General features: G+C 68.3%; 17 protein-coding genes and 1 pseudogene. 7 read left to right on the top strand and 11 right to left on the bottom strand.

The window, feature by feature from the left end:
* Positions 1–93: 93 nt before the first annotated feature.
* The 5 genes and pseudogenes from H0X90_RS33075 to H0X90_RS33095 all read right to left on the bottom strand — a co-directional run bounded on the left by H0X90_RS33075 (position 94) and on the right by H0X90_RS33095 (position 4,981).
* Complete coding sequence (locus H0X90_RS33075) at positions 94–732, bottom strand: aldolase (RefSeq protein ID WP_077188767.1); 639 nt, start codon at positions 730–732, stop codon at positions 94–96.
* Positions 729–2,030 carry a 3-oxo-tetronate kinase gene (otnK, locus tag H0X90_RS33080; RefSeq protein ID WP_059720690.1) on the bottom strand — a complete coding sequence of 434 codons (1,302 nt, stop codon included), beginning with the start codon at positions 2,028–2,030 and terminating at the stop codon, positions 729–731. The genes H0X90_RS33075 and otnK overlap by 4 nt, the downstream gene beginning before the upstream one ends.
* A 19-nt stretch (positions 2,031–2,049) precedes the next feature.
* Positions 2,050–2,961, bottom strand: a pseudogene (gene ltnD, locus H0X90_RS33085) (L-threonate dehydrogenase); the annotation flags it as partial.
* Between the two features lie 49 nt (positions 2,962–3,010).
* On the bottom strand, positions 3,011–3,715 hold the full coding sequence (locus H0X90_RS33090) for a FadR/GntR family transcriptional regulator (protein WP_006489135.1): 705 nt from the start codon (positions 3,713–3,715) through the stop codon (positions 3,011–3,013).
* Between the two features lie 192 nt (positions 3,716–3,907).
* Positions 3,908–4,981, bottom strand: coding sequence for a GlxA family transcriptional regulator (locus tag H0X90_RS33095; RefSeq protein WP_006489138.1), 1,074 nt, complete (start codon positions 4,979–4,981; stop codon positions 3,908–3,910).
* Positions 4,982–5,266: 285 nt separating this feature from the next.
* Here H0X90_RS33095 and H0X90_RS33100 point away from each other — a divergent pair, with 285 nt between their 5' ends.
* From H0X90_RS33100 to H0X90_RS33125, 6 genes are read left to right on the top strand one after another with little or no spacing between them, the layout of a single operon-like run.
* A complete protein-coding gene (locus tag H0X90_RS33100; RefSeq protein WP_077188766.1) occupies positions 5,267–6,652 on the top strand; it encodes an L-serine ammonia-lyase in 1,386 nt (461 codons plus the stop codon).
* Between the two features lie 14 nt (positions 6,653–6,666).
* Positions 6,667–7,911: a sarcosine oxidase subunit beta family protein gene (locus H0X90_RS33105; protein WP_006480591.1), complete on the top strand. Its 1,245-nt coding sequence runs from the start codon at positions 6,667–6,669 to the stop codon at positions 7,909–7,911.
* 21 nt (positions 7,912–7,932) lie between these two features.
* On the top strand, positions 7,933–8,232 hold the full coding sequence (locus H0X90_RS33110) for a sarcosine oxidase subunit delta (protein ID WP_011547035.1): 300 nt from the start codon (positions 7,933–7,935) through the stop codon (positions 8,230–8,232).
* A complete protein-coding gene (locus H0X90_RS33115) occupies positions 8,229–11,240 on the top strand; it encodes a sarcosine oxidase subunit alpha family protein (RefSeq protein ID WP_077188765.1) in 3,012 nt (1,003 codons plus the stop codon). The genes H0X90_RS33110 and H0X90_RS33115 overlap by 4 nt, the downstream gene beginning before the upstream one ends.
* The gene (locus tag H0X90_RS33120; protein WP_077188764.1) at positions 11,230–11,862 is read left to right on the top strand and encodes a sarcosine oxidase subunit gamma; all 633 of its coding nucleotides are present in this window, start codon (positions 11,230–11,232) and stop codon (positions 11,860–11,862) included. The genes H0X90_RS33115 and H0X90_RS33120 overlap by 11 nt, the downstream gene beginning before the upstream one ends.
* Positions 11,859–12,299, top strand: a complete 441-nt coding sequence (locus H0X90_RS33125; protein WP_077188763.1) for a dihydroneopterin aldolase — start codon at positions 11,859–11,861, stop codon at positions 12,297–12,299. Before H0X90_RS33120 ends, H0X90_RS33125 begins: the two co-directional genes overlap by 4 nt.
* A 100-nt stretch (positions 12,300–12,399) precedes the next feature.
* Here the strand turns inward: H0X90_RS33125 and H0X90_RS33130 are convergent, their stop codons facing one another.
* From H0X90_RS33130 to H0X90_RS33155, 6 genes are all read right to left on the bottom strand, one after another.
* Entirely contained in the window at positions 12,400–13,086 is a 687-nt protein-coding gene (locus tag H0X90_RS33130; RefSeq protein WP_006496828.1) for a lytic transglycosylase domain-containing protein, read from the bottom strand.
* Between the two features lie 274 nt (positions 13,087–13,360).
* A complete protein-coding gene (gene arr / locus H0X90_RS33135) occupies positions 13,361–13,756 on the bottom strand; it encodes an NAD(+)--rifampin ADP-ribosyltransferase (RefSeq protein ID WP_006496829.1) in 396 nt (131 codons plus the stop codon).
* Between the two features lie 32 nt (positions 13,757–13,788).
* Positions 13,789–14,556, bottom strand: coding sequence for an ABC transporter permease (locus H0X90_RS33140; RefSeq protein ID WP_006489111.1), 768 nt, complete (start codon positions 14,554–14,556; stop codon positions 13,789–13,791).
* Positions 14,553–15,506, bottom strand: a complete 954-nt coding sequence (locus tag H0X90_RS33145; protein WP_006489110.1) for an ABC transporter ATP-binding protein — start codon at positions 15,504–15,506, stop codon at positions 14,553–14,555. The genes H0X90_RS33140 and H0X90_RS33145 overlap by 4 nt, the downstream gene beginning before the upstream one ends.
* Entirely contained in the window at positions 15,503–16,681 is a 1,179-nt protein-coding gene (locus H0X90_RS33150) for an ABC transporter permease (protein ID WP_012493541.1), read from the bottom strand. Before H0X90_RS33150 ends, H0X90_RS33145 begins: the two co-directional genes overlap by 4 nt.
* Positions 16,678–17,601, bottom strand: coding sequence for an ABC transporter substrate-binding protein (locus tag H0X90_RS33155; RefSeq protein ID WP_006493662.1), 924 nt, complete (start codon positions 17,599–17,601; stop codon positions 16,678–16,680). Before H0X90_RS33155 ends, H0X90_RS33150 begins: the two co-directional genes overlap by 4 nt.
* A gap of 167 nt (positions 17,602–17,768) precedes the next feature.
* Here H0X90_RS33155 and H0X90_RS33160 point away from each other — a divergent pair, with 167 nt between their 5' ends.
* A complete protein-coding gene (locus tag H0X90_RS33160; RefSeq protein WP_069353785.1) occupies positions 17,769–18,698 on the top strand; it encodes a 2-hydroxyacid dehydrogenase in 930 nt (309 codons plus the stop codon).
* Positions 18,699–18,715 lie beyond the last annotated feature (17 nt).

Below are 18,715 nucleotides of genomic sequence, written 5' to 3' on the forward strand. Positions count from 1 at the left end.
GGCGCGTACGCCGCCGGATCGTGTGTGTGCTGACGGAAGGGCCCGCGCACACGGCGGGCATGGGAAGCGGTGCGTGATCCGGACGGCGACGCGTTACCAGCGCGCGCCGAAGGTCTGGCGCAGTTCGTCGAGCGCGGCGTCGGACAGCGGTTCCGGCTTCGGCTGCGTCATCAGCCACAGCCGCGCGGTTTCCTCGAGCTCCTCGAGTGCATACGACGCGTGCGATACCGACGGCCCCCACATCACGGGGCCGAGGCGATCGAGCAGCACGCCGCGCACCTGGTCGGCCAGCGTCGCGACTTCGGCCGCGACGGCCGGGTCGCCGGGGCGGCGGTAACGGATCAGCGGAATGTGGCCGACCTTCATCACGTAGTACGGCGTGATCGGCGGCAGCACGTCGGTGTCGCGCCACACGCCCGCGAGCGTCAATGCGACGAGGTGCGTCGAATGCGTGTGGACGACGCCGTTTGCTGCGGCGTTGCGCGCATAGATGCCGCGATGCAGCGCGAGCGTCTTCGACGGCTTGCCGCCCGAGACGGGCTGGCCGTCGGCGCCGACTTTCGCGATGTCGTTCGGGTCGAGCCGGCCGAGGCAGGCGTCGGTTGGCGTGATCAGCCAGCCGTCATGCAGGCGCGCGCTGATGTTGCCGGCGCTGCCGACCGCATGGCCGCGCGCGTACAGGCTCGCGCCGACCACGCAGATCTCTTCGCGCAGTTTGGCTTCGTCGCTCATCGTGCGGCTCCGTCCAGCGCGCGCAGCGCCTTGTCGAAAAAGTCGGTCGTGCCGAAGTTGCCGGATTTCAGCGCGAGGCCGAGCGGCTGCGCGTCGACGGTGGCCGTGGCCGGCACGCCCGGATCGATCTGGGCGCCGATCTGCAGCGATTTCACGTCGAGCGCCTGCACGACCGCGCCGGACGTTTCGCCGCCCGCGACGACGAACTTGCGCACGCCGAGTTCGCGCAGCCCGCGGGCGATCGCCGCGAGCGTGCTTTCGACGAGATGGCCGGCCGCGTCGACGCCGAGCGCCTGCTGCACGGCTTTCACTTCGTCGGGCGTGGCCGTTGCGTAGATCAGCACGGGCTGCGGCAGGTGCGCGCGCGCAAACGCGAGCGCCTGCTCGACGACGGGCTCGCCGCGCGAGGCCGCGAGCGGATCGATGCGGAAGCTCGGCCGCGTCGCGCGCCACGCGGCGACCTGTGCGTTGGTGGCTTTCGACGCGCTGCCGGCGAGTATCGCCGACAGGCCGTCGATGCGCGGCAGCGACGCCGCGTTGTCGCGCTCGGGCAGTTGCTCCGCGCGGCGGAAATTCGCGGGCAGGCCGAGCGCGATGCCCGAGCCGCCGGTGACGAGCGGCAGGCCTGCGCACGCTTCGCCGAGTACGTAGAGATCGCGGTCCGACAGCGCGTCGGCGATCGCGAAACGGGCGCCTTCCGCGCGCAGCTGGTCGATCCGCGCGCGCACGGCGGCCGCGCCGAGCGCGATCGTGTCGTAGCGGATCAGGCCGACCGGCGACTGCGTCTGCCGTTGCAGCACGCGCACGAGGTTCGCGTCCTTCATCGGCGTGAGCGGATGATTCTCCATCCCCGATTCGTTCAGCAGCACGTCGCCGACGAACAGGTGGCCGCGATAGATCGTGCGGCCGTTCTCGGGGAATGCCGGGCACGCGACCGTGAAGTCGCCGCCGGCCGCGTCGAGCAGCGCGTCGGCCACCGGCCCGATGTTGCCCGCGTCGGTCGAATCGAACGTCGAGCAGTACTTGAAGAAGAACTGGCGGCACCCTTGCGCGCGCAACCATTCGTACGCGGCGAGCGATTGCGCGACGGCGTCGGCGGCGGGAATCGTGCGCGACTTCAGCGCGACGACGATCGCGTCGGCGTCGACGATCGTGTCGGCAGCAGCGCCGTCGGCGGGCACGCCGATCGTCTGCACGGTGCGCATGCCGCTCTTGACGAGCATGTTCGCGAGATCGGTCGCGCCGGTGAAATCGTCGGCGATGCAGCCGAGCAGGGGACGGGAAGCGGAAGCGGTCATGGCAAAAGCGTCGTTCGAATCAGCGGGCGGGCGGCAGCGTGATGCCGGGGAAAGTCTTGATCACGGCGGAATCGTCCTCGCCGCCGTGGCCGGCGCTCGACGCGCTCATGAACATCTGGTGCGCGGTGGCCGACAGCGGCAGCGGGAATTTGCTGCGGCGCGCGGTATCGAGCACGAGGCCGAGATCCTTTACGAAGATGTCGACGGCCGACAGCGGCGTGTAGTCGCCGTTCAGGATGTGCGGCACACGGTTCTCGAACATCCACGAATTGCCGGCGCTGTGCGTGATCACGTCGTACAGCGCGTCGGCATCGACACCTTCGCGCAGGCCCAGCGCCATCGCCTCGGCGGCCGCCGCGATATGCACGCCGGCCAGCAACTGGTTGATGATCTTCACTTTCGAGCCGATGCCGTGCGCGTCGCCCAGGCGGTACACCTTGCCGGCGATCGCGGCGAGCACGTCCTCGCAGCCGGCATAGGCGGCGGCCGGGCCCGACGTCATCATCGTCATCTCGCCGGAGGCCGCGCGCGCCGCGCCGCCCGACACGGGCGCGTCGAGCATCTGCAGGCCCGCAGCCTCGATGCGCGCGCCGAGCGCGACCGCGAATTCGGGCGCGACGGTCGCGCTCGCGATCACGACGCCGCCCGGCTTCATCGCCGCGACCGCGCCGTGTTCGCCGAACAGCACCGTTTCCGTTTGCGCGGCATTGACGACGAGCGTGACGACGACGTCGCACTGCGCGCCGAGTTCGGCCGGCGTCGCGCACGCGATGCCGCCTTCGGCGGCGAACGCCTGCAGCACGGTGTCGCGCACGTCGCATGCGTGGACGCGCAGCCCGGCGCGCAGCAGCGAGCGTGCGACGCCGAGGCCCATCGCGCCGAGGCCGATGACTCCAACATTTCGTGACATGGTCAACCTTGATCGATTCGGGAGAGGTTCGTGACGGCGGCGCTGCCGGGAACGGCCGCGCCGCCGGCTTTCAGCAGATGCCGGCTTCCGCGAGACGGCGGGCGGCGTTGTACATGTGCGTGCGCGCCGCGTTGCGGGCGGCCATCGGGTCGCGCGCGCGGATCGCGTCGGCGATCGCCGCGTGTTCGTCGCGCACCTGGCGCGAGAAGTCCTCGCGCGTCGCTTCGTTGCGCCGCGTGACCTTCACGCCGGCTTCGAGGTACTGGTTCAGGAACTGCAGCGTCTTCAGGAAATACGGGTTGCCGGTGACGGCCGCGATCGTGCGGTGGAACGCGACGTCTTCCGCGACGCCGTCGCGCCCTTCGGCCACCGCTTCGTCGATCTTGCGCAGCGCGTCGTCGATGTCGGCCATGTCGTCGGCGGTGTGGTGCAGCGCGGCTTCGGCCGCGACTTCAGCCTCGATCGCGCGGCGCACCGCGAGCAGGTGCGGCAGCGAGCTCGCCTCGACGGCTTCCGCGTAGTCGATCCGCAGCGGCCGGATCGCGCCATGCTGGTTCACGAACACGCCGCTGCCCTGGCGCGGCTCGACCACGCCTTCGTTCTTCAGCCGCGAGATCGCCTCGCGGATCACGGTGCGGCTCACGCCGAATTCCTGCGCGAGCACGGCCTCGGTCGGCAGCTTGCCGGTGGCCGAGAAGCTGCCCACTTCGATCTGCTTGAGCAGTTGCTGCGCGACATGGTCGCTCATCGCCCGGGCGGGAATTTTCTCGAACATGATGCTCAGGTTTGTAAGGTGATGTGGTCATCATACAAATTTGAGCGGGCATCAGCATCCGGGATAACCCTCGTTTTACGGCGATGAACGTCGGCTAAGTTGACTGGAACCGGTTCCAAAAGCGGCGAAACCGATGTGAACGTGTGTCGATCCGCAATCGACGAGGGGAGGCGGATGCGCGCCCGGGGGCGTTCAGTCGGCGATGTCCTCGACCGGATCGGCCGACCCGTCGGGCGTCGCGGCGACTTCAGCCACGTCGCCGCCGCGCTCGCGATACGTCGCCGGCGGCACGCCGAACTGCTTGCGGAATTCGCGCCCGAGGTGCGACGCATCGGCGAATCCGCAGCTCGACGCGATATCGGCGACCGTGCGGTCCGAACTCGTCAGCAGCCACGCGGCGGTACGCAGCCGCACCTGTTTCGCGAAGGCCTGCGGGCTCTTGCCGGTCTCCGCCTTGAACAGCCGTTCGAGCTGCCGCGTCGACAGGTCGAGCTTGCACGCGAGTTCCTCGAGCGGCAGCGCCCGCCCGACGTGCTGTTCCATCAGAAGAATCGCGCGCTTGACCTTCGGATGCGTCGCCGGCTCGAGGCCCGGCGGATGCGGCTGCGGCGCGTTGCCTTTCTGCATCTCGCCGACCAGCAGGATGCGCAGCGCCTTCTGCACGGTCGCGTGATCGAAATGGCGCAGCAGGATCGCGGCGGCGACGTCGATCGACGCGCGGCCGCCCGAGCACGTGATCCGGCGCCGGTCGATCACGAACAGCCGGTCGGCGATCAGCAGGTCGGGATCGGCGGACGGAAAGCGCTCGATGAAATCCCAGTAATGGAACCAGCTCACGCAGGTGCGGTAGCCGTCGAGCACGCCGGCGCGCATCAACGTGAACACGCCGGTGCAGATGCCGACGACCGTCGCGCCGTCCGCCGCCGCGCGGCGGACGAAATCGAGCGTTTCAGGGCCGGCCTGCGGCCCCGAATGCAGCAGCCCGCCGACCACCACCACATAGTCGAACGGTTCGGCCGCGTCGAACGTCTCCCACGGCGTGATCTGGATCCCGCAACTCGCGCGCACCGGCGCGAGCGTCTCGCCGATCACGCTCCATGCGCAGCGCACCGGCTTGCTGTAGTCGCCGTCGTCGGCCGACAGCCGCAGCATGTCGACGAAGCCGGAGAAGGCCGTCAGCGTGAAATTCGGCAGCAGCACGATGCCGAAGCGGATGCGCCGCGGCGCGGGTTCTGCGAGGGGGGAAGCGGGTACGTCGGGGGTCATCGCGGCCAATCTCGTCACGCCGGGCAGGCGGTCTCACTCGTTTCACTCGGTTTGCGGGTTACGGCTGCCGGGGCGGCGCGGATGCAGCCAGCGTCGCCGATCGACCGCGGCCGGACTTGTGGTTTTTCGTCGCGAACCATCGCCAAAACGCACTTTCGGGCCGGCCGGGGCGGCGCTTGGCGGCGCTATCCCACGCCGATGCCGTTTTTGTTCTATCGGCCGATTTTACGCTTTGATGTACTGGGGCCCAACGACATTTCACGCATGCAACCCAAAGGAAGCCAGATGAACGTCAGCGCGTTCGACCTGTTCAAGATCGGCATCGGCCCGTCCAGTTCGCATACGGTCGGCCCGATGATCGCCGCGTGCCGCTTCGCGTCGCACGTCGAGGACGCGAACCTGCTCGGCTTCGTGCGCCGCGTGCGGGTCGAGTTGTACGGCTCGCTCGGCGCGACCGGCAAGGGCCACGGCACCGACAAGGCCGTGCTGCTCGGCCTCGAGGGCCACCTGCCCGACACGATCGATCCGGACCTGATCGAGCCGCGCCTCGCCGCGATCCGCGCGGAGAAGTCGCTGTCGCTGCTCGGCAAGCAGACGGTGCGCTTCGACGAGAAGGAACACATCGGCTTCTATCGCAAGCTGATGAGCGGCACGAGCATCGTGCATCCGAACGGGATGCGCTTCCAGGCGTTCGACGAACACGGCCAGTTGCTTGTCGAGAAGGAGTATTACTCGGTCGGCGGCGGCTTCGTCGTGAACCGCGACGGCGATCGCGTGAACGGCGTGCGGGCGGCGGTCGACGTGCCGTATCCGTTCCGCACCGGCGACGACCTGATGCGCCAGTGCCGCGAACACGGGCTGTCGATCGCCGAACTGATGCTGCGCAACGAATGCGCGCTGCGCCCCGCCGACGAAGTGCGCGCCGGGTTGCTCGCGATCTGGCGCACGATGGCCGCCTGCGTCGAGCGCGGCTGCAAGGTCGAGGGAGACCTGCCGGGCCCGATGCGCGTGAAGCGTCGCGCGGCCGAGTTGAATGGCCGCCTGCGTGCGCGTTCGGAAGAGTCGCTGCGCGATCCGCTGTCGATGCTCGACTGGGTCAACCTGTATGCGATGGCCGTGAACGAAGAGAACGCGGCCGGCGGCCGGGTCGTCACCGCGCCGACCAACGGCGCGGCCGGCGTGATCCCCGCGGTGCTGCACTACTACGTGAAGTTCGTGCCGGGCTCGAACGAAGCCGGCATCGTCGAATTCCTGCTGACGGCCGCGGCGATCGGGATCATCTACAAGGAAACCGCGTCGATCTCCGGCGCGGAAGTCGGCTGCCAGGGCGAAGTGGGCGTCGCATGCTCGATGGCCGCCGCCGCGCTCGCCGCCGTGATGGGCGGCACGCCCGACCAGGTCGAGAACGCGGCCGAGATCGGCATGGAGCACAACCTCGGGATGACCTGCGACCCGGTCGGCGGGCTCGTGCAGATCCCGTGCATCGAGCGCAACGCGATGGGCGCGATCAAGGCGCTGAACGCATCGCGCATGGCGCTCAAGGGCAATGGCCAGCACTACGTATCGCTCGATTCCGTGATCAAGACGATGCGCGAAACCGGCGCCGACATGAAGACGAAATACAAGGAAACGTCGCGCGGCGGCCTCGCCGTGAACGTCATCGAATGCTAACGAAGGATCCAAACATGAGCCGCTACTCGATATTCAGCCTGTTCCGCAACGGCCTCTCGTATCACGAGAACTGGGAAAAGCAGTGGAAGAGCCCGGAGCCGAAGAAGGAATACGACGTCGTGATCGTCGGCGGCGGCGGCCACGGCCTCGCGACCGCGTACTACCTCGCGAAGGAACACGGGATCACGAACGTCGCGATCCTCGAGAAGGGCTGGATCGGCGGCGGCAACACCGCGCGCAACACGACGATCGTGCGCTCCAACTATCTGTGGGACGAATCGGCCGCGCTGTACGAGAAGGCGATGAAGCTGTGGGAAGGGCTGTCGCAGGATCTGAACTACAACGTGATGTTCAGCCAGCGCGGCGTGATGAACCTCGCGCACACGCTGCAGGACGTGCGCGACACCGAGCGCCGCGTGAACGCGAACCGGCTGAACGGCGTCGATGCCGAATTCCTGACGCCCGCGCAGATCAAGGAAATCGAGCCGACCATCAACCTGAACAGCCGCTACCCGGTGCTCGGCGCATCGATCCAGCGCCGTGCGGGTGTCGCACGCCACGATGCGGTGGCCTGGGGCTTCGCGCGCGGCGCGGACCGCGCCGGCGTGGACATCATCCAGAACTGTCAGGTCACGGGCATTCGCCGCGAAGGCGGCGCGGTGGTCGGCGTCGATACGGTGAAGGGCTTCATCAAGGCGAAGAAGGTCGCGGTGGTCGCCGCCGGCAACACGACGACGCTCGCCGACATGGCCGGCGTGCGTCTGCCGATCGAAAGCCACCCGCTGCAGGCGCTGGTGTCGGAGCCGATCAAGCCGGTCGTCAACTCGGTGATCATGTCGAACGCGGTGCACGCGTACATCAGCCAGTCCGACAAGGGCGACCTCGTGATCGGCGCGGGTATCGACCAGTACACGGGCTTCGGCCAGCGCGGCAGCTTCCACATCATCGAAAGCACGCTGCAGGCGATCGTCGAGATGTTCCCGGTGTTCTCGCGCGTGCGGATGAACCGCCAGTGGGGCGGCATCGTCGACGTGTCGCCGGACGCGTGCCCGATCATCACCAAGACCGACGTGAAGGGCCTCTATTTCAACTGCGGCTGGGGCACCGGCGGCTTCAAGGCGACGCCCGGCTCGGGCTGGGTGTTCGCGCACACGATCGCCCGCGACGAACCGCATCCGCTGAACGCACCGTTCGCGCTTGACCGCTTCTACACGGGCCATCTGATCGACGAGCACGGCGCCGCTGCCGTCGCGCACTAACCGCACTGAGGAGAAAGAAACATGTTGCTGATCGAATGTCCGTGGTGCGGGCCGCGCGCCGAATCCGAGTTCACGTGCGGCGGTGAAGCCGACATCGTGCGCCCGGTGGCGAACGAGACCATGACCGACCGCGAATGGGGCGAATACGTGTTCATGCGCGAGAACAAGCGCGGGCTCCACAAGGAGCAATGGCTGCACACGCAGGGGTGCCGCCGCTGGTTCAAGGTCACGCGCGACACGGTCACCTACGATATCAAGGGCTACGAAAAGTTCGGCGGAGCATCCGCCGGCAACGCACACGAAGAGGGCACGAGCAAATGAGCCAGAAAGACCGCCTCGGCACCGGTGGCCGCATCAATCGCGCGATTCCGTTGACGTTCACGTTCAACGGCCGCACGTACCAGGGCTTCCAGGGCGACACGCTCGCGTCCGCGCTGCTCGCGAACGGCGTGCATTTCGTCGCGCGCAGTTTCAAGTACCACCGTCCGCGCGGGATCGTGACGGCGGACGTCGCGGAACCGAATGCCGTCGTGCAGCTCGAAACCGGCCCGTACACGGTGCCGAACGCGCGCGCGACCGAGATCGAGCTGTACCAGGGGCTCGTCGCGACCAGCGTGAACGCGGAGCCGACGCTCGAGAACGACAAGTATGCGATCAACCAGAAGTTCTCGCGCTTCATGCCGGCCGGGTTCTACTACAAGACCTTCATGTGGCCGCGCAACATGTGGCCGAAGTACGAAGAGAAGATCCGCGAAGCGGCCGGCCTCGGCAAGGCGCCCGAAGTGCTCGACGCCGATCGCTACGACAAATGCTACGCGCACTGCGACGTGCTCGTGGTCGGCGGTGGCCCGTCGGGCCTCGCCGCCGCGCATGCGGCCGCCACGGCCGGCGCGCGCGTGATTCTCGTCGACGACCAGCGCGAACTCGGCGGCAGCCTGCTGTCGTGCCGCGCGGAGATCGACGCGAAGCCCGCGCTGCAATGGGTCGAGAAGATCGAGGCCGAACTGCGCAAGCTGCCCGACGTGACGATCCTGTCGCGCAGCACCGCGTTCGGCTATCAGGACCATAACCTCGTGACGGTCACGCAGCGCCTCACCGATCACCTGCCGGTGTCGATGCGCAAGGGCACGCGCGAATTGCTGTGGAAGGTCCGCGCGAAACGCGTGATCCTCGCGACCGGCGCGCACGAGCGGCCGATCGTGTTCGGCAACAACGACCTGCCGGGCGTGATGCTGGCGGGCGCGGTGTCGACCTACGTGCATCGCTTCGGCGTGTTGCCGGGCCGCAACGTGGTCGTGTTCACGAACAACGACCGCGCCTATCAGACCGCGCTCGACCTGAAGGCGTGCGGCGCGAAGGTGACGGTCGTCGATTCCCGCGCGTCGTCGAACGGCGCGCTGCCGGCCGCTGCGAAGCGGCAGGGCGTGACGGTGATGAGCGGCGCGGTCGTCACGGCCGCTTCGGGCAAGTGGCGCGTATCGTCGGTCGACGTCGCGTCCTACTCGAACGGCCAGACCGGCGGCAAGCTGCAGACGCTGCCGTGCGACCTCGTCGCGATGTCGGGCGGTTTCAGCCCGGTGCTGCACCTGTTCGCGCAATCGGGCGGCAAGGCGTGCTGGAACGACGAGAAGGCGTGCTTCCTGCCGGGCAAGCCCGTGCAGGCGGAAGCGAGCATCGGCGCGGCGGCCGGCGAATTCGGGCTCGCCCGTGCGCTGCGGCTCGCGGTGGATGCGGGCGTCGAAGCGGCGAAGGCCGCGGGCTTCACGGCCGCGCAGCGTCCGGCCGCACCGCAGGTCGCGGAAACCGTCGAAGGCGCGCTGCAGCCGTTGTGGCTCGTCGGCAGCCGCGAGGCGGCCGCGCGCGGGCCGAAGCAGTTCGTCGACTTCCAGAACGACGTTGCCGCCGCCGACATCCTGCTCGCCGCGCGCGAAGGCTTCGAATCGGTCGAGCACGTGAAGCGCTACACGGCGATGGGCTTCGGCACCGACCAGGGCAAGCTCGGCAACATCAACGGGATGGCGATCCTCGCGGGCGCGCTCGGCAAGACGATTCCGGAAACGGGCACGACGACGTTCCGCCCGAACTACACGCCCGTGTCGTTCGGCACGTTCGCGGGCCGCGAGACGGGCGACTTCCTCGACCCGATCCGCAAGACGGCCGTGCACGAATGGCACGTCGAGCACGGCGCGATGTTCGAGGACGTCGGCAACTGGAAGCGGCCGTGGTATTTCCCGAAGAACGGCGAGGATCTCCATGCGGCCGTGAAGCGCGAATGCCTCGCGGTGCGCAACGGCGTCGGCATTCTCGATGCGTCGACGCTCGGCAAGATCGACATCCAGGGCCCGGACGCGGTGAAGCTGCTGAACTGGATGTACACGAACCCGTGGAACAAGCTCGAGATCGGCAAGTGCCGCTACGGGCTGATGCTCGACGAAAACGGGATGGTGTTCGACGACGGCGTGACCGTGCGCCTCGCCGACCAGCATTTCATGATGACGACCACCACCGGCGGCGCGGCGCGCGTGCTGACGTGGCTCGAGCGCTGGCTGCAGACCGAATGGCCCGACATGAAGGTGCGGCTCGCGTCCGTCACCGATCACTGGGCGACGTTCGCGGTGGTCGGCCCGAAGAGCCGCAAGGTCGTGCAGAAGCTGTGCCAGGACATCGACTTCGGCAATGAGGCGTTCCCGTTCATGAGCTACCGCAACGGCACGGTTGCCGGCGCGAAGGCGCGCGTGATGCGGATCAGCTTCTCGGGCGAACTCGCCTACGAAGTGAACGTGCCGGCGAATGCGGGCCGCGCGGTGTGGGAAGCGCTGATGGCGGCCGGCGCCGAGTTCGACATCACGCCGTACGGCACGGAAACGATGCACGTGCTGCGCGCGGAGAAGGGCTACATCATCGTCGGCCAGGACACCGACGGCTCGATCACGCCGTACGACCTCGGGATGGGCGGGCTCGTCGCGAAGTCGAAGGACTTCCTCGGCAAGCGTTCGCTGTCGCGTTCGGATACCGCGAAGGAAGGCCGCAAGCAGTTCGTCGGCCTGCTGACCGAAGACGAACAGTTCGTGCTGCCGGAAGGCGCGCAGATCGTCGCGAAGGACACGCAGGTGTCGGCGGTCGATCCGACGCCGATGATCGGCCACGTGACGTCCAGCTACTACAGCCCGATCCTGAAGCGCTCGATCGCGCTCGCGGTGGTGAAGGGCGGCCTGAACAAGATGGGCGAGAGCGTCGTGATTCCGCTGGCCAATGGCAAGCGCATCACCGCGAAGATTTCGAGCCCGGTTTTCTACGATACCGAAGGGGTGCGTCAGCATGTGGAATGAAACGAGAAACCAGACGCAGGTGGCGGGCGCGGGCGGCGTGACGCTTGAATCGCCGTTCGTCGGCGCGGCCGACGTGCTGAAGGCGCACCAGGCGCGCGCGTCGAAGAAGTTCACGCTGCGCGAGCGGCCGTTCCTCGATCTCGTCAACGTGCGCGGCGAGTTGAGCGATCCGGCCTTCGTCGCCGCGTTCGAGCGCGTGGTGGGCTGCCGGCCGCCCGCGCAGCCGAACACGGTGGCGCGCGGCGCCGAGTACGACGTGCTGTGGCTCGGCCCCGACGAGTGGCTCGTGCGGTCGAACGGGCCGGTTCAGGCCGGCGTGCTCGAAGCGAAGCTGGCGGAGGCCGTGCAGGGCCTGTACGCGGCGGCCGTCGACGTCGGCAGCGGCTATACGGTCGTCGAGGTCAGCGGCGAACGCGTGCGCGACGTGATCGCGCGCGGCTGCCCGCTCGACCTGCATCCGCGCGTGTTCAAGCCGGGCCAGTGCGCGCAGTCGCACTACTTCAAGTCGCCGATCACGCTGATCCCGACCGGCGACGACACGTTCGAGATCGTCCTGCGTCGCAGCTTCGCCGACTATTTCGTGCGCATCATGCTCGACGCCGCGGCGCCGCTCGTCTCATGAAGCCGTTCGACGAACCGTTCGTGGCGATCGACGCGCCGCGCCTGCGCGGGCGCGGCTGGAGCGTGTTCGTCGACGAACTGAAGGTGCCCGCGCGGATCGGCATTCACGCGCACGAGCATGAAGCACCGCAGCCGATCGTGATCGATGCACGGCTCGGGTATCGCTGCGAGCCGAGCGAGCAGGGCGAGTGGATCGACTACGACGGGTACTGCGCGCGCGTTGCGTCGTTCCTGTCGCACAAGCCGCATACGCGGCTGCTGGAGACGCTCGTCGCGGATGTCGCTGTGATGTCGTTTCGCGAATGGCCGGCGCTGGAATCGCTGACGCTGTCGATGTACAAGCCGAAGATCCGGCCGGGGACGAAGCGCGTCGGCGTGTCGCTCGACTGGACGCGCGGCGATTACCTGCGGTGGACGGGGGCGGCGGGGCAGCTTTGATCAGAGGGGGCCGGATCAAGGCACGAGGGAGGTGATCCGGCGATTCCATGGGGCGGCGGCGCGAATGCGCCGCCGCACTCGTTTACGTTCCTGCATGCACTTACTTCGCGTTGCGGTTCGCGGCGGGCGCCGCTGACGGATCGCTGACCGGCACCATGTGCGCCTTCGCGTTGTTCGCATCGTTCCCGGTATTCGCGCTTTTCGCATCGTCCTCGGGTTCGAGCACGAACCGGAACGCATCGACGCGCTGCATCACTTTCGCCGCATACGCACTCGATCCGCCGCTGTAGCTCTTCAACCCGGCCTGCACGTTGCCGCCGGCCGCCTTCACGTAGCCCGACAGAATGCGCGAGCCGACCTCGACGTTCGCATTCGGCTCGGTGAGATCCTTCACGTTGCGCAGCATGCCGCGGTGCGCGGACGGTACGACCTGCATCAACCCGGTCGCGCCATGCTGGCCGCGCGCCTTTTCCTGGAAGCGCGATTCGATCGAAATAATCGCGTAAACGAGTGCCGGCGGCAGCGAATATTTCGTCGCAGTGACGCTCACGATATCGGCGAGCTTCGCGGCGCGTTCCTTCGCGACGCCGAATTTCTTCGTCAGGTAGGACGTGATGCGGCGGTTTGCTTCGTTGGGCTGATCGTTGGCGAGCGGTGCGGATGCGTCGCCTGGCGCGGATGCGGCTGCTTCGGGCGCAGAGGCAGGCAAGGCGGGCGCCTGCTGCGCCGCGGCGTGCTGCGCAATGCCGAGCGAAAGCACGATCAGCCAGAAGAACCGTCGTCGCATGGTCGAGTGCGGGGAAATGGGAGGCGCATAGTATATCGACCAATCGCGGCCGGTGGTCGAGGGCGAGTTCGAGTGAAAGCGATATGTAGGCTTGTCACGTTCGCAATGATCGACGTGCCGATCGTTGCGCGGACACGCATCGGAGTCCGGATGAACCGGGCGTTTCCGTCCTCTCCTGCGATTCGCCCCGCGGTATCGCGGCAATGTCGTCGGCTCGCGTGTCCCATGCCGGCCGCAGTTCGGGCCCGATTTGCGAATCGGCGCGAACGAAACGCTAGTTGATGATCTCGCCCATACCGGTTTCGATGCGGGCTCTGAGCTGCTGGATGAACTCGGGATCGTACGGTTCCCAGCGATCGAGTTCGCCGACGATCTTCAAAGGCGACGTGCTTCGATACGAGCGCGTCGGATTGCCGGGGAATTTCTTGTCCGTGACGTTCGGGTCGTTTTCGAATTCGCCGGTGGGTTCGACGATATAGACCCGCGGCCGGCCGTCGCCCTTGGCCATTTCCGCGGCCAGGCCGGCGCCTTTGGGCAGGGCCGTGAAATAAATGTGATTCATCACCACGTCGTCCCGATAATTCGACCGGAAGCCTGCCGTCAGCAAGTCGCCGATCCGCAAATCCGCTTTCGTGCCATGAAAAAACGGGCCGGTGTCGAGGACAGACATGGTTGCTCCTTCGGAAAATTGCGCAACGGCTGCTAGGCGCGCCGCGCGCTCGCTACCCGCGCAATCGCGCCGATCGCATCGCTGACGAGCACCGCGAGCAAGCCGACGATCACGCCGCCTTGCAGCACGAATGCGGTGTTCGACGTCTGCAGGCCCGCGATGATCACGTCGCCGAGCCCGCGCGCGGCAACCGTCGAGCCGATCGTCGCGGTGCCGAGATTGATCACGACCGCGAGGCGGATGCCGTTGACGATCACCGGGAACGCGAGCGGCAGCTCGACGGACACCAGTTGCTGCCACCCGCTCATCCCCATCCCGCGTGCGGCGTCGACGACGTCGCGCGGCACGTCCTCGAGCCCCGCGATCGTGCTTTCGAAAACCGGCAGGAGCCCGTACAACACGAGCGCGATCAGCACGGGTTTCAATCCGAAGCCGACTGCCGGCACCGCGAGCGCGAGCACGGCGACCGGCGGGAAGGTCTGGCCGATATCGACGACGCTGCGCGCGACCGGCAGGAAATCGGCGCCGAACGGACGTGTGACCGCGATGCCCGCCGAGACCGCGACGATCGTGCCGATCAGGCTCGACAGCGCGACCGTGCCGAGATGCGCGAGCGTGAGATCGAGCAGGCTCGCGCGATCGTAGATCACCGGCGCGCCGTTGTCCGCGAACGGCGCGAACAGGCCCTGCAGCCAGGCCGGGCGCAACAACAGCACGAGCAGCAGCGCGAGCGCGGCCGCGCGGGCGACGTACGCGGGAAGCGACGGCCGCTTGGGCCCCACGCTGCTGCGCGTCGTCATGCGGGCTGCCTCGCGTGCGAGCGGATCGCGTCGAGCGTGATGCGACGGGGGCCGTGTGCGTGGCGGTCGCCGGCGGCGGTATCGTCGACGGGCAGCGCGTCGACACCGCGCCACAACAATTCGGACACCGCATCGCGCAGTGTGCGCGTCGCGGCGATCGGTTCGCCGTCGGCGTGGCCGGCTTCGGCCACGGCGTCGATCGGCGTGAGCGCGAGCAGGCGCAGCGGCCGGTCGACGCCCGCGACCAGTTGTTCGACCACCCCCGCTGCCGGCCGGCCGAGAATCTCGGCGGGCGACGCGACCTGCAGCAGCCGGCCGCCATCCATCACCGCGATCGTGTCGCCGAGCTTCAGCGCTTCCTCGATATCGTGCGTGACGATCACCACGGTGATGCCGAGGCGGCGCTGCAGCGCGAACAGGTCGTCCTGCGCCTTGTTGCGGATGATCGGATCGAGCGCGCCGAACGGTTCGTCCATCAGCAGCATCGCGGGCTCGGCGGCGAGGGCGCGCGCCACGCCGACGCGCTGCTGCTGGCCGCCCGACAGTTCGTGCGGCAGCTTGCCGGCGAATTCGGCCGGCGCGAGGTGGAACAGGTCGAGCAGTTCGTTCACGCGCGCGGCGATGCGCTCGGCCGGCCAGCCGAGCAGGCGCGGCACGGTCGCGATGTTGCGCGCGACGCTCCAGTGCGGAAACAGCCCGTGCCCCTGGATCGCATAGCCGATGCCGCGGCGAAGTTGCTCGGGTGCGACCGTCGCCGTATCGACGCCGTCGATGCGGATCGTGCCGCTGGTCGGCGCGATCAGCCGGTTGATCATGCGCAGCAGCGTCGACTTGCCGCTGCCCGATGCGCCGACGAGCGCCGTGATCGTGCCGCGCTGCATCGTCAGCGATACGTCGTCGACGGCGACCACGTCGCCGAAGCGTTTGCCGACTCGTTCGATCTCGATCATCCTGCACGTCCCTTCGCGAGCGACGTCGCGGCTTCGAACACGACGGCGGCCGCCAGTGCGAGCGCGATCGTCGGGATCGCGCCGAGCAGCACGAGATCGGCGGCCGATTGACCGATCCCCTGGAAGATGAAGGTGCCGAATCCGCCGCCGCCGATCAGCGCGGCAACCGCGGTCAGCCCGATGTTCTGCACGAGCACGATGCGCACGCCGCTCAGGATCACCGGCAGCGCGAGCACGAGGTCGACGCGCAGCAGCCGCTGCACGCGCGTCATGCCCATCGCGCGGGCCGCTTCGGTCACGTGCGGCGGCACCTGTTCGAGCCCGACCACGACGCTCGACGCGATCGGCAGCAGTGAGTAGAGGAACAACGCGAGCACGGCCGGCGCGACGCCGATCCCGCGAATGCCGAGCGCGGCCGCGAGCGGTACGTGCGCGGCGAGCAGGCCGAGCGGCGCCATCATCAGCCCGTACATCGCGATGCTGGGGATCGTCTGCACGATATTGAGCACCGGCATCGCGACGGTGCGCACCGCCGCGATGCGCGCACAGGCGATGCCGAGCGGCACGCCGGCCACGAGCGCGGCGGCGACCGAGCCGCCCGCGAGCGACACGTGACGAATCGCTTCGCGCCAGAAATCGTCGCTGCGCACCGCGTATTCGCGCATCACGGAGAGGCCGTCCCACCAGCCGCTCGCGAGCGGCACGGCAACCGCCGCGATCGCGACGGCGAGCGCGGCGAGACGCCGCCACGGGCCGAACGCGAGGCGCGCGAGCGCGTCGGCGATGAGCACGGCCCACGCGAACAGCAGCAACCAGACGCCGGCGTCGGGCGACACGCGGGCCAGCATGTCGTCGGGCGCGACGACGTGCGTCGCGGCCGCGCCGACCGCATACGCGAGCGTCGCGAGCCCCGCGCAGCCGGCCGCGAGCCGCCACGCGGGGCGGCTCGCCGTCATCGCCCATAGCGCGCCGACGGTCCACAGCGCGGCGAGCGCGGCGCCCTGCATCGCCGGCAGCGCGGCGAACACCGACAGCCCGGTACCGGCCGCGATCCGGTTCGGCCGCAGCACCGCGAACGACAGGCCGAACACGGCGACGATCGTCAGGATGCCGATCAGGATGCCGACCTTGTCGAGCGTGACGCGCCGCGCGGACGCGGCCGCGCGCTCCGTCATTTCACGAAACCCTTCGCTTTCAGGTAGCTTTTCGCGACGCCGGCCGCCGGCTCGCCGTTGAGCTGGATGCGGGCGTTCAGCGATTGCAGCGTCTTCAGGTCGAGGCTCGCGAACACGGGCTTGAGCAAGTCGGCAATCTGCGGATGCGCTTTCAGCGCGGCTTCGCGGATCACCGGCGCCGGCGCGTAGACGGGCTGCACGTGCTTGTCGTCGTCGAGCACCGCGAGGCCGCTCGATGCGATGCCGCCGTCGGTGCCGTAGACCATCGCGGCGTTCACGCCGTCGGTCTGGTTCGCGGCGGCCTTGATCGTCGCGGCCGTGTCGCCGCCGGACAGCACGACGAGCTGCTCGGGCTTCAGCTTGAAGCCGTACGCTTTCTCGAACGACGGCAGCGCCGACGCGCTGTTCACGAATTCGGCCGAGGCCGCGAGCTTCACCTTGCCGCCGCCGGCCACCCACTTGCCGAAATCGGAGAAGGTCTTCAGGTGCTGCGACTGAGCGACGGGCGCGAGCAGCGCGACGCCCCACGTGTTGTTCGCGGGCGCCGGGGCGAGCCACACGAGATGGTTCGCCGCGTAGTCGAGTTTTTTCGCGGTGTCGTAGCCCTGGCTCGCGTTCTTCCACACCGGGTCGTCGGCCTTGTTGAAGAAGAACGCGGCGTTGCCCGTGTATTCGGGGTAGACGTCGATCTCGCCGCTCGTGAGCGCCTTGCGCACGATCGGCGTCGTGCCGAGCGCGATCTTTTCGGTGACGGGAATGCCGTGGGCCTTCAGCACCTGCGAAATGAGGTTGCCGAGCAGGTTGCCTTCGGTGTCGATTTTCGACGACACCACGACGGGCGTGTCGGCGTGCGCGCCGGGCGCCACGATGGCGGCGGCGAACGCGAGGCCCAGGATCCGGGCGGGCAGGGCGAGCTTCATCGGGGCCAATCTCCAGGACGGGGGCGTACGCCGAAAGTTACTTGACTGAGCGGGCTTTGGCAAACCGCGTGCGGCGGCGTGTCCACAGCCGGTGTGGGGATAACCCGCATCCGTCATGCGGGCTTGTTACACTGAAATTCGTTCCCCGCCTGCGGACATTTGCTGACATGAAGCCCGAGCTGCTGGTCCTCATCGCGCTGCGCGGCGACGCGCATCGCGAGATCGCCGCGTCGTTCGACGTGCGTTATGCCCCGACGCCCGATGCGCGCGAACGCGCGATCGCCGAACACGGCGGCACGATTCGTGCGGTGCTGACCAACGGCAGCACCGGGCTGACCGCCGCCGAGATCGACCGGCTGCCGCAACTTACGTTCGTCAGCGCGCTCGGCGCGGGCTACGAGCACATCGACGTCGCGCATGCGAAGGCGCGCGGCATTGTCGTGGTCACGGGCGCCGGCACCAACGACGATTGCGTCGCCGATCACGCGTTCGCGCTGCTGCTCGCGGCGGTGCGCAACGTCGTGCAGCTCGATGCGAAGACCCGCGCGGGCGTATGGCGCGACGGGCTGTCGATGCCGCCGAACGTGTCGGGCAAGAAGCTCGGCATCGTCGGGCTCGGCAAGATCGGCGAGAAATGCGCGCGCCGCGCGGCCGGCTTCGACATCGAGATCGGTTATCACAACCGGTCGGAGAAGCCCGTGCCGTATCGCTATTTCGACCGGGTCGACGCGCTCGCGCAGTGGGCCGATTTCCTGATCGTCGCGACGCCGGGCGGCGCGGGCACGCGGCATCTGATCGATCGCACCGTGCTCGACGCGCTCGGCCCCGGCGGCTTTCTCGTCAACGTGTCGCGCGGCAGTGTTGTCGATACCGCTGCTTTGGCGGACGCGCTGCGCGAACGGCGCATCGCGGGCGCGGGGCTCGACGTGTACGAAGGCGAACCGGAGCCGCCGCGTGCGCTGACGGATCTCGACAGCGTCGTGCTCACGCCGCACATGGGCGGCTGGTCGCCCGAGGCGCTCGATCGTTCGGTGCGGCAGTTTCTCGACAACGCGGCGCGGCATTTCGCGGGGCAGCCGGTGTTGACGCCGGTGTGAGCGCCGCGCGGCGGCGT

This window comes from Burkholderia sp. 9775_39, assembly GCF_015712225.1.
Taxonomy (GTDB): domain Bacteria; phylum Pseudomonadota; class Gammaproteobacteria; order Burkholderiales; family Burkholderiaceae; genus Burkholderia; species Burkholderia cenocepacia.